This window comes from Terrabacter sp. P2_E3 (assembly GCF_056403915.1).
The window spans coordinates 78,983-101,636 of sequence record NZ_JBFUEN010000016.1; the positions used below are offsets into that span (position 1 = coordinate 78,983).

22 protein-coding genes and 1 pseudogene are annotated in these 22,654 nt (G+C 72.2%); 10 read left to right on the forward strand and 13 right to left on the reverse strand.

The features are described 5' to 3' along the window. Positions 1–34: 34 nt before the first annotated feature. The 5 genes from AC1DW8_RS19095 to AC1DW8_RS19115 form a co-directional block, all read right to left on the reverse strand. The gene (locus AC1DW8_RS19095) at positions 35–1,303 is read right to left on the reverse strand and encodes a glycosyltransferase (RefSeq protein ID WP_478095532.1); all 1,269 of its coding nucleotides are present in this window, start codon (positions 1,301–1,303) and stop codon (positions 35–37) included. A 26-nt stretch (positions 1,304–1,329) separates the two neighbouring features. Continuing rightward, the gene (locus tag AC1DW8_RS19100) at positions 1,330–2,364 is read right to left on the reverse strand and encodes an LLM class flavin-dependent oxidoreductase (RefSeq protein WP_056822861.1); all 1,035 of its coding nucleotides are present in this window, start codon (positions 2,362–2,364) and stop codon (positions 1,330–1,332) included. Continuing rightward, positions 2,361–2,903: a 2'-5' RNA ligase family protein gene (locus AC1DW8_RS19105; protein ID WP_478095521.1), complete on the reverse strand. Its 543-nt coding sequence runs from the start codon at positions 2,901–2,903 to the stop codon at positions 2,361–2,363. Before AC1DW8_RS19105 ends, AC1DW8_RS19100 begins: the two co-directional genes overlap by 4 nt. 2 nt (positions 2,904–2,905) lie before the next feature. Continuing rightward, a complete protein-coding gene (locus AC1DW8_RS19110) occupies positions 2,906–3,616 on the reverse strand; it encodes a P-loop NTPase family protein (protein ID WP_056775494.1) in 711 nt (236 codons plus the stop codon). Positions 3,617–3,701: 85 nt separating this feature from the next. Beyond that, entirely contained in the window at positions 3,702–4,124 is a 423-nt protein-coding gene (locus AC1DW8_RS19115) for a MarR family winged helix-turn-helix transcriptional regulator (RefSeq protein ID WP_478095522.1), read from the reverse strand. 90 nt (positions 4,125–4,214) lie between these two features. Between AC1DW8_RS19115 and AC1DW8_RS19120 the strand changes: the two genes are divergently transcribed. The 4 genes from AC1DW8_RS19120 to AC1DW8_RS19135 all read left to right on the forward strand — a co-directional run bounded on the left by AC1DW8_RS19120 (position 4,215) and on the right by AC1DW8_RS19135 (position 9,234). Continuing rightward, positions 4,215–6,083, forward strand: coding sequence for an ABC transporter ATP-binding protein (locus tag AC1DW8_RS19120; RefSeq protein ID WP_056822875.1), 1,869 nt, complete (start codon positions 4,215–4,217; stop codon positions 6,081–6,083). A gap of 94 nt (positions 6,084–6,177) precedes the next feature. Beyond that, positions 6,178–6,696 (forward strand): PH domain-containing protein, encoded by a 519-nt coding sequence (locus AC1DW8_RS19125; RefSeq protein WP_056775503.1) that lies wholly within the window; start codon positions 6,178–6,180, stop codon positions 6,694–6,696. Beyond that, positions 6,693–8,183: a PH domain-containing protein gene (locus AC1DW8_RS19130; RefSeq protein ID WP_478095523.1), complete on the forward strand. Its 1,491-nt coding sequence runs from the start codon at positions 6,693–6,695 to the stop codon at positions 8,181–8,183. The genes AC1DW8_RS19125 and AC1DW8_RS19130 overlap by 4 nt, the downstream gene beginning before the upstream one ends. A gap of 223 nt (positions 8,184–8,406) precedes the next feature. Continuing rightward, the gene (locus AC1DW8_RS19135) at positions 8,407–9,234 is read left to right on the forward strand and encodes a hypothetical protein (RefSeq protein WP_478095524.1); all 828 of its coding nucleotides are present in this window, start codon (positions 8,407–8,409) and stop codon (positions 9,232–9,234) included. A 46-nt stretch (positions 9,235–9,280) separates the two neighbouring features. On the opposite strand, the gene AC1DW8_RS19140 is transcribed toward AC1DW8_RS19135, so the two are convergent. Together AC1DW8_RS19140 and AC1DW8_RS19145 are read right to left on the reverse strand one after the other, a co-directional pair. Next, positions 9,281–9,691 (reverse strand): VOC family protein, encoded by a 411-nt coding sequence (locus AC1DW8_RS19140; RefSeq protein WP_056822884.1) that lies wholly within the window; start codon positions 9,689–9,691, stop codon positions 9,281–9,283. Positions 9,692–9,741: 50 nt separating this feature from the next. Then, the gene (locus AC1DW8_RS19145) at positions 9,742–10,110 is read right to left on the reverse strand and encodes a VOC family protein (RefSeq protein ID WP_056822887.1); all 369 of its coding nucleotides are present in this window, start codon (positions 10,108–10,110) and stop codon (positions 9,742–9,744) included. A 62-nt stretch (positions 10,111–10,172) separates the two neighbouring features. On the opposite strand from AC1DW8_RS19145, the gene AC1DW8_RS19150 reads away from it, so the two are divergent. Beyond that, positions 10,173–10,640: a MarR family winged helix-turn-helix transcriptional regulator gene (locus AC1DW8_RS19150; protein ID WP_056822892.1), complete on the forward strand. Its 468-nt coding sequence runs from the start codon at positions 10,173–10,175 to the stop codon at positions 10,638–10,640. Here the strand turns inward: AC1DW8_RS19150 and AC1DW8_RS19155 are convergent. Beyond that, positions 10,637–11,758: an ankyrin repeat domain-containing protein gene (locus AC1DW8_RS19155; RefSeq protein WP_478095525.1), complete on the reverse strand. Its 1,122-nt coding sequence runs from the start codon at positions 11,756–11,758 to the stop codon at positions 10,637–10,639. The genes AC1DW8_RS19150 and AC1DW8_RS19155 overlap by 4 nt on opposite strands. Positions 11,759–11,952: 194 nt before the next feature. Beyond that, positions 11,953–12,912 (reverse strand): SMP-30/gluconolactonase/LRE family protein, encoded by a 960-nt coding sequence (locus AC1DW8_RS19160; RefSeq protein WP_478095526.1) that lies wholly within the window; start codon positions 12,910–12,912, stop codon positions 11,953–11,955. 160 nt (positions 12,913–13,072) lie between these two features. Between AC1DW8_RS19160 and AC1DW8_RS19165 the strand changes: the two genes are divergently transcribed. Together AC1DW8_RS19165 and AC1DW8_RS19170 are read left to right on the forward strand one after the other, a co-directional pair. Beyond that, positions 13,073–14,269 (forward strand): sensor histidine kinase, encoded by a 1,197-nt coding sequence (locus AC1DW8_RS19165; RefSeq protein ID WP_478095527.1) that lies wholly within the window; start codon positions 13,073–13,075, stop codon positions 14,267–14,269. Continuing rightward, complete coding sequence (locus AC1DW8_RS19170) at positions 14,262–14,909, forward strand: response regulator (protein ID WP_056775538.1); 648 nt, start codon at positions 14,262–14,264, stop codon at positions 14,907–14,909. Before AC1DW8_RS19165 ends, AC1DW8_RS19170 begins: the two co-directional genes overlap by 8 nt. A gap of 45 nt (positions 14,910–14,954) precedes the next feature. On the opposite strand, the gene AC1DW8_RS19175 is transcribed toward AC1DW8_RS19170, so the two are convergent. Together AC1DW8_RS19175 and AC1DW8_RS19180 are read right to left on the reverse strand one after the other, a co-directional pair. After that, positions 14,955–16,775: a BCCT family transporter gene (locus tag AC1DW8_RS19175; RefSeq protein ID WP_056775540.1), complete on the reverse strand. Its 1,821-nt coding sequence runs from the start codon at positions 16,773–16,775 to the stop codon at positions 14,955–14,957. A gap of 266 nt (positions 16,776–17,041) precedes the next feature. After that, on the reverse strand, positions 17,042–18,442 hold the full coding sequence (locus tag AC1DW8_RS19180; protein ID WP_478095528.1) for a cation:dicarboxylate symporter family transporter: 1,401 nt from the start codon (positions 18,440–18,442) through the stop codon (positions 17,042–17,044). A gap of 87 nt (positions 18,443–18,529) precedes the next feature. Here AC1DW8_RS19180 and AC1DW8_RS19185 point away from each other — a divergent pair, with 87 nt between their 5' ends. Further along, positions 18,530–20,191, forward strand: a complete 1,662-nt coding sequence (locus AC1DW8_RS19185; RefSeq protein ID WP_478095529.1) for a sensor histidine kinase — start codon at positions 18,530–18,532, stop codon at positions 20,189–20,191. Beyond that, positions 20,184–20,867, forward strand: a complete 684-nt coding sequence (locus AC1DW8_RS19190; RefSeq protein ID WP_478095530.1) for a response regulator — start codon at positions 20,184–20,186, stop codon at positions 20,865–20,867. The genes AC1DW8_RS19185 and AC1DW8_RS19190 overlap by 8 nt, the downstream gene beginning before the upstream one ends. 4 nt (positions 20,868–20,871) lie before the next feature. On the opposite strand, the gene AC1DW8_RS19195 is transcribed toward AC1DW8_RS19190, so the two are convergent. Continuing rightward, entirely contained in the window at positions 20,872–21,441 is a 570-nt protein-coding gene (locus AC1DW8_RS19195) for a TIGR03086 family metal-binding protein (RefSeq protein WP_056775545.1), read from the reverse strand. A gap of 51 nt (positions 21,442–21,492) precedes the next feature. On the opposite strand from AC1DW8_RS19195, the gene AC1DW8_RS19200 reads away from it, so the two are divergent. Further along, on the forward strand, positions 21,493–22,335 hold the full coding sequence (locus AC1DW8_RS19200) for a helix-turn-helix domain-containing protein (protein WP_478095531.1): 843 nt from the start codon (positions 21,493–21,495) through the stop codon (positions 22,333–22,335). An 85-nt stretch (positions 22,336–22,420) separates the two neighbouring features. Here the strand turns inward: AC1DW8_RS19200 and AC1DW8_RS19205 are convergent. Then, positions 22,421–22,654, reverse strand: a pseudogene (locus tag AC1DW8_RS19205) (IS1595-like element ISUnb3 family transposase); the annotation flags it as partial.

Consider the following 22,654-nt stretch of genomic DNA (forward strand, 5'->3'; position numbering starts at 1 on the left):
GCGTGGGCGGTCGGCCTCAGCCGACCTCGGTGTGTCAGGACGGCCCGGCACCCTTGAGGTAGGTGTCGACGAGTCGCGCGGCGTCGCCGGCGCCGTCCTCTGCGCGGACGCGCTCACCGAGGGCGTATGCCGCCGCGCGGGCTCCCGGGGACAGAGCGACCTCGAGCGCCCGCTCGAGCCGAGCCGCCGTCAGGTCCTTGCGGGCGATCGGCGGTGCGGCGACCCCCAGGTCGGCCATCCGGCGGCCCCAGTAGGGCTGGTCGGCGGCGTGCGGCACCACGACCTGCGGCACCCCGGCCCGGACCGCAGCGGCGGTCGTGCCCGCTCCGCCGTGGTGGACGACGACGGCGCACCGTGGAAAGAGCAGGTCGTGCGGTGCAGCGCCGATCCCGATCGTCGTTGCGGTCGTGCCGACCGACAGACCGGCCAGACCCTCGCTGACGACACCACGCAGCCCGAGACGGCCGAGCACCCGGCCCGCATCACGCACGACACCCTCCGGGTCGGGCGTCGGCATCGAGCCGAAGCCGACGAAGACCGGGCCGGGCCCGTCGTCGAGGAACGCCGCCAGAGCCGGGTCCAGCGAGCCACCGCCGACGTCGTCGCGCACCCAGTAGCCGGTCTGCCGCAGCGCCGGGGGCCAGTCCGCGGCCGGCGGGACGACGTGCGGGCTCGCGGCGAGCAGCGTCGGCGTGCGCTCCGCAGCGGCCGTGTAGTGGCGGAACCGCTGTCGTGGCAGGCCTCGTCGCGCGCGGACGAGGTCACCGGCAGGGCGGAAGAGGTCGAGTGCGACCCGGCCCGCGAGGGTGCTCCATGCGTCGTTGACCCACGATGTCGCGCGGGGGCGCAGGGACAGTGCGACCGAGTCACCGTGCGCGCTCGGCCAGACCGGCGCGAAGACGGCGTAGAGGTGCGGCTTGGTCGGACGGCCACCTCGGCCGTCAGGAGTCAGCAGCGCGTCGACGAGGTCGAAGGTCAGCGCCCCCGACAGCACGCCGTCAGCACCGTCGACGAGCCGCGCGACGTCCGCGGCCAGCGCCGAGGCGGTGTCGGCCATGACCTGCCGCATGAGCCGGGCCTCACGCACCTGCGTCCGCGCCGACCCGCGCAGTGCGTCACGCCCGAGCCCCTCGCGCAACGGCCCCTCGAGGTCGAACGACAACGGCTCGAAGTCGACGCCGCTGCCCGCCACGACGTGACCGAGGTCGGCCGGCGCAGCGAGCGACACGGCATACCCCATCCGCCGGAGACGCTGCCCGAGCGCGACGAGCGGCTGGACGTCACCACGGGATCCCATGCCCATCAAGAGGATCCGCACGTCAGCCCCCGTCAGTCCTCGTCGAGCTGCGCGCGCACGCGCGGCACGACCTCCTCGGCGTAGAGGCGGATGCACTCCATCCGCTGGTCGTGCGGGAGCGTGCCGAACGAGTACTTCAGCTGGAAGCGGGAGAGGCCGAGCACGCGGACGGTGTCGACGATCTTGGCGGCCACGGTGTCGGGCGACCCGCAGTAGACGGCCCCCTCGGGGCCGAGCTGCTGGAGGGCCTGGTCCTTGCCCATGGGCGCCCAGCGACGCTCGCGGCCGAGCTTGTTCATGTAGGGCAGGAAGTGCGGCATGAAGTCGTCACGCGCCTGCTCGTCGGTGGCGGCCACATAGCCGGGCGAGTGCACCCCGATCGGCAGCTCGGGCCTGCCCATCTCGGACAGCGCGCGCCGGTAGAGGTCGGCGAGCGGTGCGAACTGGCGCGCGGAGCCGCCGATGATGGCGATGACGACGGGGAAGCCGTAGTGCGCGGCGCGGACGACCGACTGCGGGGTGCCGCCGACGCCGACCCACACGGGAAGGTGGCCGGACTCCGTCGCGGGCATGACCTTCTCGACCTGGACGGGCGGGCGGATCGAACCCTCCCAGCGGATCGGCCGCTCGGCCACGACGGCCGCGAGCAGGTCGAGCTTCTCCTCGAAGAGCGTCTCGTAGTCGCCGAGGTCGAGACCGAAGAGCGGGAACGACTCGATGAACGAGCCTCTGCCGACGGTGATCTCGGCACGGCCGCGGCTGATCGCGTCGACGGTGGAGAAGCGCTGGAAGACACGGATCGGGTCGTCGCTGGAGAGGACCGTCACCGACGTGCCGAGCCGGATGTGCTCGGTGCGCCCCGCGAGGCCGGCGAGCAGCACGTCGGGGGCGCTCACGGCGTAGTCGTCGCGGTGGTGCTCGCCGACGCCGAAGAAGTCGAGGCCGAGCCGGTCGGCGAGCTCACCCTCGGCCAGGACCTCCCGGATCACCGTGGCGGGGTGGAGCGGGGCACCGTCGGGGCCGTTGGCGATGTCGCCGAACGTGTCGAGGCCGAGTTCGAGGCTCATGCGCCCATCGTAGGTATGCCGCCCACCTGCCACGTGCGCCCGGCGTCGGGGTCCCAGCGTCGGACCGACTCGATCGTGCCGTCGAGGGGGCGGGCGCGGCCGAGGACGGCGAGCGCCTCCCCGACCTGGCGCGAGCCGAGCCCGCGGGCGATGGTGACGTGCGGGGTCCAGCGGCCCGGACGCACCTGGTCGGGGACGTCGGGCGCTCCGACCGTCGCGGCGGCCAGCGACCGCTGGAGGTCGAGCAGCTCGGGCGTGGGCACGACGAGCCGGGCGAGGACGTAGCGGCGCGAGCCCATGACGAGGAGTGACCCGAGGCGGATCGGCACGGGCCGCATCGTCTCGAGGACGCGGGCGATCCGGGCCTCGACGTAGTCGGGGACGACCCCGGCGAGCGCCAGGGTGATGTGCGGCGCGTTCGTCGCACCCTGGTGCTGCGACTGGCTCGGCAGTCCCGCCGCGGCCAGGGCCGCCCACTCACGCCGGACCTCCGTGTCGGAGGTGGCGTCGAGCAGGCCTTCGACCGCGTGCAGGGGCATGGTCAGGCGACCTGCTGCGAGTCACGCCGGCCGGTGAGGCCGAGGTGGTCGGCGACGAAGTCGCGCACGGCCGCCGAGTGATCGTCCCGGCGACCGTCACCGACCGGCACCACGAGCGTCGGGACGTCGAGGCCGGCGACGACGAGGAGGTCGAGCTCGCGCCGCTGGCCCTGCCGGCTCGACCCGATCTCGCGGTCGTCGTCGAGGTAGACGACGACCGGTCGGTGCGCGCGCACGGCGTCGACGAGGCGGCGCACGAGGGCGACGTCGGGCGACCGCAGCAGGGCGGACTCCCAGACGTGGACGCCACCGGGCCTGTTCGCTCCGAAGCGGGCCCACGCATCGGCGACGAGGGAGGCGGTGAGCTCGGCGGGGACTCGCGCCCGGCTCGCGACCTCGCGGACCCGCTGACGCAGCGGCTCGGGCAGGGCCGCCTGCGACGCGGGTCGCACGACCCAGGCGTCCCCGTGCTGCTCGGCGGCGCCGAGCAGGGCCCGGGACGTCTCGGTCGACTCGGCCGCAAGTGCGAGGAGCTGCGCGGTGTCGAGCACGACGACGTGGTCGACGTCGACGGGGTGGTCGGCCTGCCCCTCGGCCCGGTGCTCGACGGCGACGTGCTCGCCGGCCAGCCATTCGACGATGTCCTCGGCGGTCGAGGTGCGGCCCGACCCCGGGCGCCCCTCGACCATGACGAGCCCGTTCACGTCAGCCACCCAGCAGCTCCTCGCCGGCGCTCGCCCCGGCCTCACGTGCCGTCGGTTGCCGGCAGGGAAGTGTATGTCAGCGGACATTTCGACCTCACTCCTCTCGGGGGTCGAGCCGCGCGAGGAGGGCCGCGAGCGACGTGCGTTCGCGGTCGTTCAGCGACCCGAAGAAGTCGGCCGCACCCTCGCGCCGTGCCTCGTCGACCTCGGCGAGGACCGACTCCCCCACCGCGGTGAGGGCCACGGTCATGGCGCGGCGGTCGTCGGGGTCGGGGCTGCGGTGGACGAGGCCCCGCGACTCGAGCCGGTCGACGACGTCGGTGGCCGAGCGCGGCGCGATGCGCAGGTGGTCGGCGACGACGCCGAGACGCGTGGGCCCGTGGTGCCCGATGACGCGCAGCGCGCGCGCGTCGTGGGGCGACAGGTCGGACCCGAGCCCGGTGGCCCAGCGCCGCCGCAGCGCCCGCGCCGCGCCCATGAGCAGCTCGTCGAGGGAGGGCTCGTCGGCGTCACGCATGGGGAGCAGCATACGGCCTGATTTGTAGACTGACCTCATAGTGAGGTAACCTCAGCATCATGAACCGGAGTCCACAGATGGAGTGACCGCATGACCGACACCACGACCACCCTCAGGCCGACCCACCGCGGCGGCCGCCAGCCCGAGAAGATCGACCCGCAGGACCGCGCCCAGCTCGCCGAGTCCCCCGTCTCCCTGCGACGGGTCGCGGGTCTCTTCCGCCCCCACACCCGCACCGTCGCCGTCGTCACCGCGATCATCGTGGCGATCTCGGTCGTCTCGATGGCCCAGCCCTTCCTGCTGCGCGCCGTCATCGACGACGCCCTCCCCCACCAGGACGTCCGCCTCCTGCTCTGGGCCGTCGGCGGCATGCTCGCCGTCACCGTCGTGAGCCAGCTGCTCGGCGTCGTCCAGACGTGGCTCACCACCTCCGTCGGCCAGCGCGTCATGCACGGGCTGCGCACCGACGTCTTCCGCCACCTGCAGCGCCAGTCCGTCGCCTTCTTCACCCGCACCCGCAGCGGTGAGGTGCAGTCGCGCCTCACCCACGACATCAGCGGCATGCAGTCGGTCATCACGTCGACGGCGACGTCGATCGCGAGCAACCTCACGACCGCCGTCGCGACGGCCATCGCCATGGTGGCCCTGAGCCCGCGCCTCTCGCTGCTCTCCCTGCTCGTCATCCCGCCGGCCGTCCTCATGACCCGCAAGGTCGCCCTGCTGCGCCGCGACATCACCGCCCAGCGCCAGCGTCGACTCGCCGACCTGCACAGCCAGGTCGAGGAGGGCCTCACCGTCAGCGGCGCCACCCTCGTCAAGACGCTCGGCGCCGGGGAGGCCACGGCCGACCGCTTCGCCGAGACGTCCACCGACCTCATCGACCTCGAGCTGCGCTCGCAGCTCGCCGGCCGCTGGCGGATGGCGACGATGCAGATCATCTTCGCCGCGATCCCCGCGCTGATCTACCTCGCCGCCGGACTGCCCGCGACCTCGGGCGGCATGACCATCGGCACGCTCATCGCCTTCACGACCCTGCAGGCCGGCATCTTCCGACCGCTCATGGGACTGCTCGACGTCGGAGCCCAGTGGGTCACCTCGATGGCGCTCTTCAGCCGCATCTTCGGCTACCTCGACCTGCCCGTCGAGGTCGCGCCTCCCGCCGATCCCGTTGCGGTGCAGCACGACCGGCTGCGCGGCGAGGTGCGCTTCGAGGGCGTCACCTTCAGCCACGACGCCACCGCCTCCCCCACCGAGAGGGCGTATGCCGTCTCCGACGTCACGCTGCACGTGCCCGCAGGCACGACGCTGGCCCTCGTCGGCGAGACCGGCTCGGGCAAGTCGAGCCTCGCCGGTCTCCTCGCGCGGCTGCACGACCCGCAGTCCGGGCGCGTGACGATCGACGGCGTCGACCTGCGCGACCTCGACCCTGCAGACCTCGCCCGGATCGTGGGCGTCGTCTCGCAGGACACGTACCTCGTGCACGCCTCGATCCGCGACAACCTCCTGCTCGCCGCCCCCGGCGCCACCGACGACGCGCTGTGGCAGGCCCTCGCCGCGGCCCAGGTCGCACCCCTCGTCGCGAGCCTTCCCGACGGCCTCGACACCGTCGTCGGGGCCCGCGGCCACCGCTTCTCCGGAGGGGAGAAGCAGCGCCTCGCGATCGCCCGCACGCTCCTGCGCAACCCGCGCGTCCTCGTGCTCGACGAGGCGACGAGCGCCCTGGACAACGAGACCGAGCGCGAGCTGCAGGCCGCGATCGACCGGCTCATGGCCGGCCGCACGACCTTGACCATCGCGCACCGCCTGTCGACGATCCGCGACGCCGAGCAGATCGCCGTGCTCGACCACGGTCGGGTCGCCGAGCTCGGCGACCACGACGACCTGATGGCCCGCGGTGGCCGCTACGCGCGGCTCGTGCAGGCCCGCGAGGGCTCGGCCCGTGAGGCGCTCGCGGCCTGACCCCGAGCGGAGGGCACGACCCGACGAAGGTCGGCAGGGCGGCATACCTCGGTCGGATGCGGCCCCCCGGCACCGGTGTGGCACCGTGGGGGCCGTGGAACCCCTCGACGTGCCGGTCGCCCCCGGTGCCGTGCTCCGCGAACCCGCCCACCGGGTCTCGCGCCGGGCCGTCCTCATGTGGACGCTGCAGGCCCTCGTCGTCCTCGCCCTCCTGCTCGCGGGGCAGGTCGTCTGGTGGCTCGTCGACGACGCCCCGTCGCGCACTCCGCACTGGGTCGTCGGAGCCGTGTGGCTCGTCGCCGGCGCCGCGTACGCCGTCGCGATGCCGCAGTGGCGCTACCGCGTGCACCGGTGGGAGGCGACCCCCCGCGCGATCTACACGCAGAGCGGCTGGCTGTGGCAGGAGCGTCGCATCGCGCCGCTCGGCCGCGTGCAGACCGTCGACCTCGAACGCGGTCCCGTCGCCCAGCTGCTCGGCCTGGCCGCCGTCACGATCACGACGGCGTCCGCCGCGGGGCCCGTCACCATCCACGGTCTCGACCTGCCCGTCGCCCACGAGCTCGTCGACGCGCTGACGGCTGCGGCCGTGGCCGAGACGGGCGACGCGACGTGACCGAGGACGCGGAGGGCTGGCGCCGGCTCGACGCCCGGATGCTCCTCGTCCACCCCCTCGAGACGCTGATCCGTTTCCTGCCCGCACTGCTCGCGCTCGTCGTCTTCCGAGCCGGCTCCGAGGACAACGACCGGTGGGAGCTGTATGCCGTTCCGCTCATCGTCGCGTTCGGCGTGCTGCGGTGGGTCACGACCCGCTACCGCATCGCCGACGGCCAGATCGAGCTGCGGCGCGGCCTCTTCACGAAGCAGACGACGACGGCGCGCCTCGACAAGGTGCGCACCATCGACCTGACGGCGCGGGTCTACCACCGCGTCCTCGGCTTGGCCAAGGTCGAGATCTCGACCGCCGGCGGCCAGCACGACCGGCTCGTCCTCGACTCGCTGGGCGTCGACGCGGGTCGTCGCCTGCGGGCCGAGCTGCTGCACCGCGTCGACCCGGCCGTGACCGGTCTGCCCGCGCCGACCGGCGCGCCGGTGGCCGTCGACGACGTGCCCGACGAAGCACCACCGCCCGTCGACGACGAGGTGCTCGTGCGCCTCGACCCGTCATGGATCCGCTATGCGCCGCTCACCGTGACGGGGCTCGCGAGCGCCGCGGCGATCGTCGGCTTCGCGTCGCAGGGCTTCTCGCGCTTCTCGCAGGAGCGGTCGGTCTTCCGGGACGGCGCGTCCTTCGTGTCGCGTCTGGCCTGGTGGGTCGACGTGCTGCTCCTGCTCGGTGTCGTGTCGCTCCTCGCGGTCGGCGCCTACGTCCTGACCTTCTGGGGCTTCCGGCTGACCCGCAACCGGCTCGGCACCCTGCACACGCGCCGCGGCCTGCTGACGAACCGGGAGACGAGCATCGACGCCGCCCGGGTCCGCGGCGTCCGGCTCGACGAGCCGCTCGGGCTCCGTCTGGCCGGGGCCAGCCGGCTCAAGGTGGTCACGTCGGGCCTGCTCCGCGAGCAGGGCGGCTCCGACTGGCTGTGCCCGCCCGCGCCGGCCGGCGTCGTGACGCCCCTCGCGCTGCGCATCCGCCCCGACGAGGCCGCGGTCTCAGGGCCGCTCACGCCACACGGCCCCGCCGCCCGGCGCCGTCGCCTGACGCGCGCCGTCGTGCCGGCGCTCCTCGTCGCCGCGCTCCTCGTCGTGGCACGGCTGCTGTGGGACTGGCACGGCTCACTGCTCGTCCTCGTGCCACTCCTGCTCGTCGGTGCCGTCGCCCTGGGTCGCGACCGTTACCGCGCGCTGGGGCACGCCGTGACCCCCGACCACCTCGTGACGCGACACGGCTCGCTCGACCGGCAGCGCGTCGTGCTCGACCGCGACGGCATCATCGGCTGGAAGGTCGAGCAGTCCTTCTTCCAGCGACGCGTCGGCGTCGCGACGCTCGTCGCCACCACTGCTGCCGGAGCCCAGCACTACGACGTCGTCGACCTCCCGGTCGAGATGGCGTATGCCGTCCTGGCCCAGGTCAGCCCCGACCTGGTCGCCGAGTTCGCCTGACACCGAAGGGCCGTCAGGTAGCCCCTCGGATGGACGCATGGTCACGGCTTCGGGCCACCGTGGTGGCCCGCTCGGGTCAGGTGGGTTCGCACACTCATCCAGATGCGCGTCGGCAGCGGGACACTGGGCATCCGGGCGGGCCCTGCCGGACGCCCACGACCCACACGGCCGCGACCGACACGGCGGACGCAGCGCACGACCTGAACCCAGGAGGATCCGCGAAATGACGAACGCCTGGCCCTTCGTCGCGGCCACGTGCGCGCTCGCGCTCGTCATGACTGCCGCGGTGTGGCGCCCGACCGCGGGACAGGCTGCACTGCTGCTCACCGGTCCCGTCGCAACCGTCGCCGCCCTGGTCGGACCTGCCTGGGGTGGTCTCGGCCTGCTGGGCGTCGTGGTCGTCCCGTTCGGGTACCTGCTCGTGCCGTCGGTCCTGCCGTGGTCCAGGCCGTGGGCCAGGTGGGCGGTCCCGGCGACCGTTCTCGTCGCCTGCGCCGTACTCGCGGCACCGTCACGGTTCGCTGGTCCGATGTCGCTGTTCGCGCTGCCCTTCGGCTTCGCTCTCGTCGCGCTGGTCCGCGCGCTCTTCCAGCTCCACCGACCCACAGGACCCACGGCCTCGGGACCTGGCACGGTCGGTGGCAACCTCGCCGCTGGGCGAGCGGTCGTCGTGGTCGCCGCGCTCCAAGGGGCTGCCGCACTCCTGGCGGGAGCTGTCATCGCCGCCGTCCTGCTCGGCCCGAACGCGAACACCGGCGGCACGAGCGGCTTCGCCGGGCTCGGGACGGCCCTGGCCCTGCTGGTCGCCGGATTCGGCGTCACGGTCGCGGCCCTGTTCTTCGGTGTGGCCGTCGGTCTGCACCGTAGGTACCGCGACTTCCGATATGTCTTCACGGCCGTTCAGATCGTGGCTCTCGCACTGTGCGTGTGGGCCGTACACGGTGTCTGGGTCTGGGCTGCCGCCGCGTGGGTGGCAGCCACCGTCGCCCTCACCTACCTCGGCGCCGGCGTGGACTCCAGGGATCGAGTCGAGCCCACCACCGCCCACTGACGGCCAGCGGCAACGCGCCGCGGTTCGGGAGCAGGTCCGGCTCGCGCTAGTCGCCCGCCTGCCAGACGGGGCCCTCGTCGGTCCACGTGACGCCCTTGTTGCGGCAGAGGCAGAACGGGTGACCGACGGGGTCGGTGTAGACGCGCCAGCCGAAGCCGTCGCGGCCGACGGAGTCCTGGTGCAGGGTCGCGCCCAGGGCCACGACACGGCGGTGCTCGGCCTCGATGTCATCGACCTCGAAGTCGAGATGGAACTGCTTGGGGTGGTCACCGTCCGGCCACTGTGGGGCGCGGTAGTCCTCGACCGGCGTGAAGGCCAGCTCGATCTCACCGAGCTGGATGCCGGCCCAGCTGTCGTGGCTGCCCGCCTTGACGGGGAGACCCGTCACCTCCGAATAGAAGGCCGCCAGCATCATCGCGTCCGGGCAGTCGATGATGACATCGGTCAGTCGTAGCACCCGGAGATCGTGTCACACGGCCGATCGACCGGAGTCCGGGCCGGCCGGCATCAGGCGCGGTCGTGGAGGGTGACGTGGTAGCCGTCGGGGTCCGCGAAGGTGAAGGTCCGACCGAACGGACCGTCTATCGGCGCGGAGACGATGGTGTGACCGTCTGCGGCCAGGGCGTCGTGGATGGCCTGGACGTCCGTGGCGTGGAGCCAGATCGCGGCACCGATGCCCGGCTGGGCGGCTGATGCGAGATCGGTGCCGGTCACCACGTCGCGCAGCGCGAAGGCGATCGGCGTCGTCTCGAAGACGACGGCGTGCGGAGGCCCGGCCTGGGACCGCACGAGACCGAGGTACTGCTCGTAGAACGCCCGCGAGGCGTCGAGGTCGGTTGCCTGGAGCGAGATGAAGTCGGGACCGGTGACGGGCACGATCGCCTCCTTGAGTTCGTGTCAGTTATCTGACACGAATGACCGTATGTCAGAATACTGACATGAGTCAAGACGATGCCGGCGTCGACCTCGAGACGTCCCTGGGCTACCTGCTGAAGGAGGCGTCGAGTGCTCTGCGCGCCGCCATGGAGGACGTGCTGCGGCCGCTCGGGATGACGGTGACCCACTACTCGTGCCTCGAGCTGCTGGCACAGCGACCGGGCCTGTCGAACTCCGAGCTGGCGCGTGGGGCCTTCGTGACCCGGCAGTCGATGAACGTGCTGCTCCGGGCCCTCGAACGAGACGGCTTCGTGACGCGCCCCGCAGAGGCGCCGGTCGGGAAGGCCCTTCCGACCCGGCTGACACCCCGCGGCCGACGGAGCCTGGAGACGGCGAGCGCGGCGGTCCGGTCCGTCGAGGTCAGGATGCTGGCCGGCCTGACCGAGGCCGAGCAGAGGGACGCCTTCCGCATCCTGCGCGGCATGGTCCTCTCGCTGCGCGACAGCCCCGGCCGCACCGACCGCAGCTAGAACTGCTCCAGGATCCGGGCGATGGCGGCATACCCCTTCTCGCGGGCGTGCTCGAGCGCGGTGACGCCGTCCTTGTCGGCGATCGACCGGTCGGCGCCGGCATCGAGGAGGAGGCGCACGATCTGCTGGTGTCGCTCGCCGCCGTCGCCGAGGATCACGGCCTCGAGCAGGGCCGTCCAGCCGAGGTCGTTGACGTGGTTCACGTCGATGCCGGTCTGCACGACGCGACGCACGTAGTCGACGTGCCCGCGCTCGCTCGCCGGGATGACCGAGACCCCGCCGAAGCGGTTGCGGACCGTGAGGTCGGGACCGGCGGGCAGCAGCGTCTCGAGCATCGCGACGCTGCCGGTCACCCCGGTGACGAGCCACGGGGTGTCGTGGCGATCGTCGAGCGCGTCGGGGTCTGCACCCATCGCGACGAGCACCCTTGCGGCGTCGACATGGTCGCCGGTGACGGCGAGGAGCAACGGGGTCCGCCGCTTCGCGTCGCGGGCCTCGATGTCGGCTCCGGCGCGCAGGGCCAGCGACACGGCGTCTGCGTCGCCGCGCTGAGCGGCCGAGAGCAGTGCCGCATCAGGGTCGTCCACACGGTCGGCCGTGGTTGCAGTCACGAGAACTCCTGTCAGTCGGTCGAATCCGCGCTCACGGGCCATCCGGAGCGGGGTGAACCCCTCGTCGCGCGAGGGTCGGGTCAGCTGGACACCGCCGGCGACGAGCACGCGCACGGTGTCGACGTAGGAGGTCGTGTCGCGTCCGAGCCACACGGCCTCGTGGATCGCCTGGTAGCCGATCCGGTTGACGTGGTCGCGGTCGATCCCGGCGCGGAGCAGCTCGCCGACGACGAGCGCGTGCCCGCGCTCGGCCGCCCGGATGAGGCCGGTGCCGTTCCAGCTGTCCTTGTCGTCGACGCGGGCGCCGTGGGCGAGTGCGAGGCGCAGCAGCCCGAGGTGGCCCTCGCTCGTGGCGACGAGGTATGCCGACTGCTGGGTCTCGTCCTTGGCGTTGACGTCCGCGCCCCGGCCGACGAGAGCTCTCGCTCGCGGCAGGTCGTCCTTCCACACCGCATCCCGCAGCGCAGCGTCGAGCCGTGCCTGCTCGGCCGCCGACGGCGTCGCCATCCTGGCTCCTCCCGTGCTGGCCTCTCCCCCGTCGAGTGGCCCCGTCGTCACACCCGTCGTGGTGACGGAGGTGGCTGGAGTGGCTGGTGTGGTTGCGGGGCCACTCGAGGTGCAGGCGGCGAGGGTGGTCGCCGCGGCCAGACCGGCGGCCGCCGCGACCGCGGCGCTCGTCCTGCTGCCCCGTCGCATGGTCCTCATCGTGCCAGCGGATCGGTCACGACCTCGTACGGCCCGGACGCGACCGGCTCGTCGAACTTGCTGTCGACGAAGAGCGTCCGGCCCCGGAGCTCCTTGGCCGTCGTCAGCACCCGCTCGGGGTCCGTGGCGACCTGGGACACGAGCCGGGCGGCCCGGCCGTCTGCCCGCAGCTCGAGCGTGGCGAGCAGCCGTGCGAAGTTGCGCACCACGGTGAGCCGCGACCCCTGCCGTACGAGGCCGTCGGCGTCGGTGAGCGACGCCCCGCCGGTCGCGACGGGCGACACCGCGGCCGTGCGCAGGTCGAAGCGCCAGAGCAGACCGGCATTGCCCTGGGCGACGACGAGGGCGGAGCGGTCGGCACTGACGACGATGCCTCCGAGGTTGAAGCCGGCTCGCTGCTCGACGGTGCCGGTCGCGTCGGCCCAGCGGGTCAATCCCCAGGCCCTCCCGTCGACCGCCACCCGGAAGACCTGCGGCGCGTTCGAGTTCGTGAAGTAGGCCGCCCCGTCGGGACCGATCGCGACGTCGTTGAGGAACACGTTCTCCCCCGGAGCACGCAGCGCGGCCAGCAGTCGGCCGTCCGGCGCGTACACCCAGAGGTCGGGCCGACCGGTGCCGATGCCGTTCGGGCCGCCGGCCACGTAGACCCGACCGGCCGCGTCGGTCGTGATCCCGCGGGCCGTGAACCGACCGTCGCTGCCGTCGCCGCCCAGCCACTGCTCGGTCTGGGCCGTGCCGGCCGAGCCACGGTGGATCTCACCGCCCGTCACCTCGCTGACGTAGAAGACGCCGCGCCGCTCGTCGGCACCGATGCCCTCGAACTTCGAGCCGCCGACGTCGCCGGTCAGCCGATAGGTGCCCGGCCGACCGTGGCCGGGCGGGTCGGCCTGTGCGGGCGCCCCCACCAGCAGGGGTGCGGCGGCGAGGACGAGGACGACGGCGAGGCTGCGCTTCATGGTGGGTCTCCCGGTGTGAGGTGATCGTGAGGACGAGGGTGGTCGTGCGGTCCCCACCACCGTCGCCGATCCAGCCCACCCACCGCGTCGGGCAACCGGCCACACCGGACTAGCCGATCGGATGATGCCGACGGCCCGCCCCGTCCCTAGGCTGCCGGTCATGGAAGAGGGCATCCTCGCGCCGGTGGCGCGACTCGACCGATGGCTCGACGCCGTCCTCGTCGTGCTCCTCGTGACGTGCTCGGCGCGCTACCTGCTGCGCCACGACCTCGACGGCACCGCGCTCCTCGTCCTCGCGGGTGCCACCCTCCTCGGCGCCGCCTACCTCACGCGTCGGCTCGTCGCCGACCGTGCCGCGTGGCCCTACGTGTGGATCGCGGTCGTCGTCGTGCTCTGGGTGGCGCTGACGCTCGCCGCCCCCTCGTTCGCGTGGACCGCCGTGCCCGTGGCCTTCGCCGTGCTCCAGGTGCTCCCCTTCGCGTATGCCGTCACGGTCGTCGTCGTCATGACCGCCGTCGTCAGCGTGGCGTGGAGCCGCATCACCGACGACCTCGACCCGACGGTGCTGATCGGACCGGTCGGCATCGCCCTCGTCACCGTGCTGTCCTACCGAGCCCTCGAGCGTGAGGCCCGCTCCCGGCAGGCGCTCATCGACGAGCTGACCGACGCGCAGGCCGATCTCGCTGCCGCACAGCACCGCTCCGGTGCCCTCGCCGAGCGGACCCGCCTGTCGCGCGAGATCCACGACTCCGTCGGTCAGGGGCTCTCCAGCATCACCCTGCTCCTCGCCGCGGCCGAGCAGGACTGGGACCGACGGCCGCTCGTCGCCCGCCAGCACGTCGTGGCTGCAGGGACGGCAGCCCGCGAGGGACTCGACGAGGTGCGCCGCGTCGTGCGCGACCTCGCCCCGGCGGACCTCGAGGACGACACGACAGGTGACGCCCTCCCGGCCGCGCTCGAACGCGCGGGCGCCACGGCTGCCTCCCACGGCCTCGACGTCAGGGTCCGCGTCCACGGCGACCCCGTCGCCGTGCCGGCCGACGTCGCCAGCGCTCTCGTCCGGTCCACCCGAGGAGCCCTGGCCAACGTCGTCGAGCACGCCCACGCCACCCGCGCCGACATCAGCCTGACCTACCTCTCCGACGAGGTGCTGCTCGACGTCCGGGACGACGGTCGCGGCTTCGACCCGACGCGACCCGGCCGACCGGACGCGCGCGGGGACCGCGGGCGCGGGCTGGACGGCATACGCCATCGGGCCGGTGACCTCGGGGGCAGCGCCGACGTCGAGAGCGCGCCCGGCGAGGGCACGACCGTGTCGGTCCGCTTCCCGATCACCGCGGGGGTTTCCCGTGGCTGACGGCACCGGCGCCGTCCGGGTCGTCCTCGTCGACGACCACCCGGTCGTCCGCGCGGGACTGCGCGCCCTCGTCGACGGCCAGGACGGCATCGAGGTCGTCGGTGAGGCGAGCGACCTCGCGGGAGCCGAGCGCGTCGTCGCAACGGAACGGCCGGACGTCGTCCTCATGGACCTCAACCTCGGGGACGGGCCGGGAGGGGCCGAGGTCACGGCGCGGCTGCGCGCCCTGCCGGAGCCGCCGCACGTCCTCGTCCTCACGACCTACGACACGGAGGCCGACATCCTGCGGGCCCTCGACGCGGGCGCGCTCGGCTACCTGCTCAAGGATGCCCCGGCCGACCAGCTCTTCGCCGGCATCCGGGCCACGGCCCGCGGCGAGACGGTGCTCGCCCCGTCGGTCGCGGCGCGGCTCGTGCGGCGCGCGGCCTCACCCGGGCCGGTCGTCACCGAGCGCGAGGTGGAGGTGCTCGAGCTGCTCTCGCGCGGGCTCGGCAACCGCGAGATGGCGCGCGAGCTGCTCGTCTCCGAGGCGACCGTGAAGTCCCACCTCAGCCACGTCTACACCAAGCTCGGCGTCGACACCCGCGCCGGGGCGGTCGCGGCAGCGATCGAGCGCCGCATCATCCGACCAGGCGGATGACGCGGCGCTCGAGGTGACTGCGGTGACGGTGTGACGTGACCTCGGTCAGAGGCGCATCGAGGCGCCGACCTTGTCGGTCTGCTCGTCGACGTGGCCGCCGAGACCGTCCTCGACCTCGACGTCCTTCGCCTCGACCGGCTCCGCGACGGGGTCGGTCTGGACCATCTCGCCGACACCCTCGCCGGGCGCGGTCTCCTGGACCGTGAGCGAGAAGTCGTCACCGTGCTCGCTGACGCCCGCGACGACGGCGTGCTCGACGGCCGCGACGGCATACTGCCGACGGACGACCTGCGGGTCACGCGACAGGTCCTTCACGAGCGCGACCGCCAGCCCGATCATGATGACGAGGAAGGGCAGGGCCGCGACGATCGTGACGTTCTGGAGGCCCGACAAGGCGTCCTCACCACCGATGAGCAGCATGATCGCGGCCACGGCGCCGGTGGCGGCGCCCCAGAAGATCACGGTCTTCTTCGACGGCTCGAGCGTGCCCTTCTCGGAGAGCGTGCCCATGACGATCGACGCGGCGTCGGCGCCCGAGACGAAGAAGATCGCGACGAGGAGCATGACGACGATCGCGGTCACCGTCGGCCACGGCAGGTTGCCGAGCATCGCGAAGAGCGAGCCCTCGGGGGTCGACTGGCCGGCGATGTCCTGGCCGTTCTGCTGCTGGTTAATGCCGGCGCCACCGAAGATGGCGAACCAGATGAGCGAGACGACGGACGGCACGAGCAGCACGCCCGAGACGAACTGGCGGATCGTACGGCCACGCGAGATGCGAGCGATGAACATGCCGACGAAGGGGGTCCAGCTGACCCACCAGGCCCAGTAGAAGATCGTCCAGCCCGCGAGCCAGTCCTTCATGCCGTCGCCACCCGCGGCGTCGGTGCGGGCCGACATCATCGCGAGGTCCTTGAAGTAGGACCCGATGGTCGTCGGGACGAGGTTGAGGATGAAGACCGTCGGGCCGACGACGAAGACGAAGAACGCCAGGGCGAGCGCGAGCACCATGTTGATGTTCGACAGCCACTGGATGCCCTTCTCGATGCCGGAGACGGCCGAGAGGATGAAGCAGACGGTCAGCACGGCGATGATGCCGATGAGCACGCCGTTGCCGACCTTGCCGATGCCGCCGACGATCTCGAGGCCGGAGCCGATCTGCAGGGCGCCGAGGCCGAGCGACGTGGCGGAGCCGAAGAGCGTCGCGAAGATCGCGAAGATGTCGATGACCTTGCCGGCCGGCCCGTTGGCGCGCTTCTCGCCGAAGAGCGGGGCGAAGGCCGAGCTGATGAGCAGCGAGCGGCCCTTGCGGAAGACGCCGTACGCGACGGCCAGGCCGACGACCGCGTAGATGGCCCAGGGGTGCAGCGACCAGTGGAACATCGTCGTGGCCATCGCGGTCTGCACGGCCTCGGGGTTGCCTGCTGCGCCGGTGCCGGGCGGCGGCTTCACGAGGTGGGTCAGCGGCTCGGTCACGCCGTAGAACATCAGGCCGATGCCCATGCCCGCGGAGAACATCATCGCCACCCACGACGACGTGCGGAACTCGGGAGCCTCGCCGTCACCGCCGAGCGGGATGTTGCCGTACTTGCTCGCCGCCAGCCAGATGACGAAGACGACGAAGCCGGAGGCGACGAGCGAGAAGAGCCAGCCGGTGTTGTGCACGACGAAGTCGAGGCCGGCGGAGGCGCTCGTGCTGAGGCTCTCGGTGCTGAGCGCGCCCCAGAGGACGAAGGCGATCGCCACGGCGGCGGCGACGCCGAAGACGACCTTGTCGACCCGGGAGGGCGCGGCCTCCTCGTGGTTCACCGGTGGTGGCTCGAGCGCCGGGTGCAGCGCGTCGTCGGGACTCTTGGTCAGTTCACTCATACGTCATGGACGGCACCCCGACGAGGTGCCGTCTGTCTCCTCACAGTTACGTGTCACAGATGTCTCGATGAAGCGACCACCCTCTCGAAGATGGGGGGACGAGCGCAAAACGAGCCTCCCGCCGGGAGGCGTAGGGCGGCATACGCGAGCATGAATCCTCTTGCATGCCAATGGTTCCCGTAAGTTCCGACGCGCGGCGTGAGATGGGACACGACGCCGACGAGGGGCCGCGAACCGGGTGGTTCACGGCCCCTCGAAGGGACGGGTCAGCGGCTGGAGCCGACGAGCTCCGGCTCGTGACCGCGGGCGTCCGGGACCAGGTCGTCCTGGACCTCGTCGTCGTGGTCGAGCATGCTCGACTCGTCGAAGCGGTCCTGGCCGGAGAGGACGCGCGACGCCTTGTCGCGGTCGATCTCGCCGACCCACGTGCCGATGAGGACGGTCGCGATGGCGTTGCCGGCGAAGTTCGTCAGCGCGCGGGCCTCGCTCATGAGGCGGTCGATGCCCACGATGAAGCCGACGCCCGGCACGAGGTCGGGGCGGTGCGACTGGAGGCCACCGGCGAGGGTCGCGAGGCCCGCACCGCTGACGCCCGCCGCGCCCTTGCTCGCGATGATCATGAAGACGAGGAGGCTGATCTGCTCGCCGATGCTGAACGGCTTGTCCATCGCCTCGGCGATGAAGAGGCTCGCCATCGTCAGGTAGATCGCGGTGCCGTCGAGGTTGAAGGAGTAGCCGGTCGGGACGGTGATGCCGACGACCGGGCGGGAGACGCCGAGGTGCTCCATCTTGGCGATGAGGCGCGGCAGGGCCGACTCCGACGACGACGTCGACAGGATGAGGAGGAACTCGCGGCCGAGGTAGCGGAAGAGCGAGAAGACGTTCATCCCCGTGACGACCTTGAGGATGCTGCCGAGGAAGGCGAAGACGAAGATCGCGCACGTCGCGTAGAAGGCGAGCATGAGCAGGCCGAGGCTCTTGAGCGAGCCGATGCCGGTGGCGCCGACGAGGGCGGCCATGGCGCCGAACGCGCCGATCGGGGCAGCCCACATGATCATCGCCATGAGGCGGAAGACGAGGCGCTCGAGGTACTTGATGGCGTGGAGGATCGGCTCGCCGGTCTTGCCCATCTGCTGGAGCGCGAAGCCGACGAGGAGCGCGATGAGCAGGGCCTGGAGCACCGAGCCCGACGTCAGCGCGGAGACGAGCGTGTCGGGGATGAGCCCGAGGATGAAGTCGACCGTGCCCTCCGACTCGGCGGCGATCTGCGACTGGCCGGACTCGGCGATCGCGGCCGTGAGGTTGAGGCTGTCACCGGGCTTGATGATGTTGCCGACGACGAGACCGATCGCGAGGGCGACCGTCGACATCGTGATGAAGTAGCCGAGGGCGAGGCCACCGACCTTGCCGACCTGGGCGGCCTTCCGGACGGAGCCGATGCCGAGCACGATCGTGCAGAAGATGATCGGCGTGATCATCATCTTGATGAGGTTGACGAAGCCGGTGCCGAGCGGCTTGAGGTTCTTGCCCACCTCGGGGAAGGCCCACCCCACGAGGATGCCCGCCACCATGGCGACGATGACGGCGATGTAGAGGAAATGGGTGCGGTCGCGCTTGGGGGCCGAGCCCGGCTGGGCGTCGACGGCGCTGTCGGCGGTGGAACTCACGGTGACCTCCGTTGGCTGGGTCCCACGCTGGGCGTGGGACCGGTGAATGTGACGAGGCTCCCGCGGCCAGTGACTAGGGTCACGGTTGTGTTCATTGAGTTCTCGCGACGGGTGCTGACGGCCCCGGGGCGATGGAGCGTCGCGGGGCAGACCTTCGCGCTCCAGGTGCTCATCGCGGTGCTCGTCGTCGTCGCCGGGCTCGCCGGGGCGTACGGCCAGGCCCAGCGCGCAGGGGACCAGGAGGCCATCGCCCGGGCCCTCGCGGTCGCCGAGACGATGGCGGCGACGCCCGACGTCATCGCCGGCGTCCAGGGTCCCGACCCGTCGGCGGTGCTCCAGCCCTACGCCGAGCGCGTGCGGGTCGAGTCGGGCACCGACTTCGTCGTCGTCATGAGCCGCGACGGGATCCGCTACACCCACCCCGACCCGACGCAGATCGGGAAGAAGTTCCTCGGACACACGGAGGAGGCGCTCGCGGGTGGTGTCGTCGAGGAGGACTACACGGGCACGCTCGGGCCGTCGTCGCGCGTCGTCGTGCCCGTCACCGACCAGGGGAAGGTCGTCGCCCTCGTCTCGGTCGGCATCCGCAAGTCGGCCGTCGGCGAGCGGGTGCGCGCCCAGCTGCCGGGACTGCTTCTCGCGGGTCTCGTGGCCGCCCTGCTGTCGGGCCTCGGGACCGGCCTCGTGTCGCGCCGGATCAGGCGCCAGACCCACGGCCTCGGCGAGCAGCAGCTGCGCGAGATGTACGAGTACTACGACGCCGTCCTGCACGCCGTCACCGAGGGCCTCGTCATCACCGACCTCGACGGTCACCTCCGGCTGGCGAACGACGAGGCGACCCGGCTGCTCGCCCTGCCCGCCGACGCCGTCGGACGCCCGGTCGCCGAGCTCGGGCTGACGCCGGCCCTGACGGCCGCGCTCACCGACGACGCCGCGCACGAGGACGAGCTGCACGTGACGTCAGCGCGGGTCCTCGTGCTCAACCGCGGACCGGCCCGCTGGCAGGGACGGCTGCTCGGCCACGTCGCGACGCTGCGCGATCGCACCGACCTCGAAGCCCTGACGGGAGAGCTCGACTCGGCCCGAGGCCTGACCGAGGCGCTCCGCTCGCAGGCCCACGAGTCGGCGAACCGGCTCCACACGATCGTCAGCCTCATCGAGCTCGGGCACAGCGACCGGGCGCTGGACTTCGCCACCGACGAGCTGCAGGTCTCGCAGCTGCTCACCGACCGCGTCGTCGGCTCGGTCGACGAGCCGGCCCTGACGGCGCTGCTGCTCGGCAAGGCGGCCGAGGCGCACGAGCGCGGCATCGCCTTCGAGATCGAGCCGGGCGCGCGCTGGCCGCGCGACGTCGCACCCACCCGTGACGTCGTGACGATCGTCGGCAACCTCATCGACAACGCGCTCGATGCCGTGGCCGACGAGCCCGGCACGCCGCGCCCCGAGCGGCACGTGCGCTTCGACTCGAGGGTCGAGGAGGCGTATGCCGTCCTCGAGGTCGCCGACGACGGGCCGGGTCTGCCGCCGGGTGCGGTCGAGGACGCCTTCCGGCGTGGGTGGTCGACGAAGGAGCAGGGCAGCGCGGGTCGCCGCGGCATCGGGCTGGCGCTCGTGGGCCAGACGGTCGACCGGCTCGGCGGGACGCTCGCGGTGTCAGGGCCGCCGGGTGCGACCTTCACCGTGCGGCTGCCCGCCGGTGAAGGGCCCGCCGATGAAGGGGTCGACGGCGGCGGGAGCGACGATGACTGAGGTCCTGCGCGTCCTCGTCGTCGAGGACGAGCCGATCGCGGCGGAGGCCCACACGGCCTACGTCGGCCGGGTCCACGGGTTCGAGGTGGTGGCGACGGTGGGCACGTCGCAGGCCGCGCTGAAGACGTTGCAGGACAGGGAGATCGACGTGGTCCTGCTCGACATGAACCTGCCCGACCGGCACGGGCTCGACGTCGTGCGCGCCATGCGTGCCGCCGGCCACCGCGCCGACGTCATCGCCGTCACGTCCGCGCGCGACCTCGACGTCGTCCGTGCCGCGGTGTCGCTCGGGATCGTGCAGTACGTCCTCAAGCCCTTCGTCTTCGCGACCCTGCGGGAGCGGCTGCTCGCCTACCGCGCCTACCGCGACCAGGTGACGAGCGGCGCCGAGGTCGGCACCCAGGCCGAGGTCGACGAGGTCTTCGCCGGCGCCCGTGTCGCGGCCGAGGCACGGCTCCCGAAGGGGATGGGTGAGGAGCTGCTGGCCCGCGTCTCACGGCTGCTCCGCGAGGCGGACGGCGGACGCTCCGCGTCCGAGCTCGGCGACGAGCTCGGCGTCAGTCGCGTCACCGCGCGCCGGTATGCCGAGTACCTCTGCGAGACACGGGTCGTCGTGCGACGGTCGAGGTATGCCGGCGCCGGCCGCCCCGAGGTCGAGTACCTCTGGGCGCGGTGACGGCTCAGGCGTTCGCCGGCGTCGGTCGACCGAGCCGGGCGAGCACGCGCTCCTGACGGTCGGCGCCGTTCCGGACGGGCACGGCCGGCTTGCAGACACCGTCGTCGTAGAGGTGGTCCCCGAACCCGTCGGCCGACCTGTCGAGCATCTCGAGCTCCTCGTCCGACAGGTGCTCGTCGAGCCCAGCGGCCACGGCGATGTCCCAGCGGTGGACGACGAGGTCGAACCCGTAGAAGGTGACGATCGACGCGCCCACGGTCGTGCGGCCGAAGACGCCGTCATACTCCCGGCCGGCGACGTCCGGGTCGGCGAGCAGCTCACGCATCCGCTCGTCGTGAGCCCGCCAGAGGACTGTGGGGTCCTCGTGGTCGGCCGTGGTCGCGGCATCGACACCGCGCTGCTCGAGGAAGTCACGCTGGGTCGTGACGACGTGGGTCAGCACGTCGCGTGCGCTCCAGCCCGCGCAGGGGCTCGAGCCGTCCCAGGCGTGGTTCGGCACCCGGTCGACGACGGAGGCGAACGGGTCGGCGAGACGGAGGTAGGAGGCCAGGACGTCAGTGCTCGGTGAGGTCATGCCGTCACCATAGGAAACCGCGCGTCGGTGGGTCTTGATACTTTCCGACACGTGACGACGTCTGCCGGGGCAGGACGGACAGCGGCCCGCGACGACATCGAACGGGCCCATCTCGTCGACCCCACCGACCACACGTGGTCGATCGCCCGCAGCTCCGTCTCGCCGGACCTCGAAGGCCTCGCCCGCCGGTTCTGGATCCCGGTGTGGGACGTGCCCGCGGGACGCGACTCGGTGCAGCGGGTCCTGCAGTACCCCGTCTGCCTCGTCGTCGTGTCCGACAGCTACGCGCGTTTCTACGGCGTCGTGTCCGGGCTCTCGCACCAGATGCTGACGGGACGCGGCTGGGCCGTCGGCGTCATGTTGCAGCCGGCCGCGGGCCATCTCATGACGCGGGAGCCGGTGCGCCGGATGACCGACCGCTACGTCGACCTGTCGACGCTGGCGACCCTCGACGGCACCGGTCTCAGCCGGCGGGTGCGCTCGGCGATGCGACCCGACCCGACCTCGGCGGAGGCGCAGGCCGAGGCGCGGGAGGTGGTCGAGGAGGCACTGCGGCCGCTCCTCCCGGTCGACGACGAGGGACTCCTCGTCAACGCCATCATCGAGGACGTCGAGACCTCTCCCGAGCTCCTGCGGGTCGACGACCTGTGTGCGCGCTTCGACATCAGCGAGCGGACGCTGCAGCGCCTGCTGCACAAGCGGATCGGGCTCGGGCCCAAGTGGCTGATCCGCCGCCGGAGGCTCCAGGAGGCGGCCGACCGGCTGCGCGACTCCGACGCCGAGCTGGCCGGCATCGCGGCCGAACTCGGCTATGCCGACCAGGCGCACTTCACCCGGGACTTCCGCAAGGCGACCGGCATGACGCCGGGCGAGTTCGCGTCACGCTTCAGGTGATGCAGGACCAATTCGCCTGCAGCACAATGTCTTTGGTGTGGACAACTCTTGTCTGGTCATTCGAACACCAGTTCTGCATATCTGCTTAGGTGAAGTCCGGTATGCCGGTTTCTGGCTTGAGCAGGCCCTTGAGCGGGTGCGGGTCGGTGTCGACGGCTTGCTCGAGCAGCCGATAGAAGAGCAGTCCTCGTGACTTCGCGTTGCGGCGGTTGAACCGGAAGGTGTACTCGTCGAGGTAGTAGGGCAGGTGTGCCTCCTCGACGCGGAAGTGCAGGGTGCCGATCAGCCAGCGCTTGAGCAGTGAGGCCACCAGGTGCAC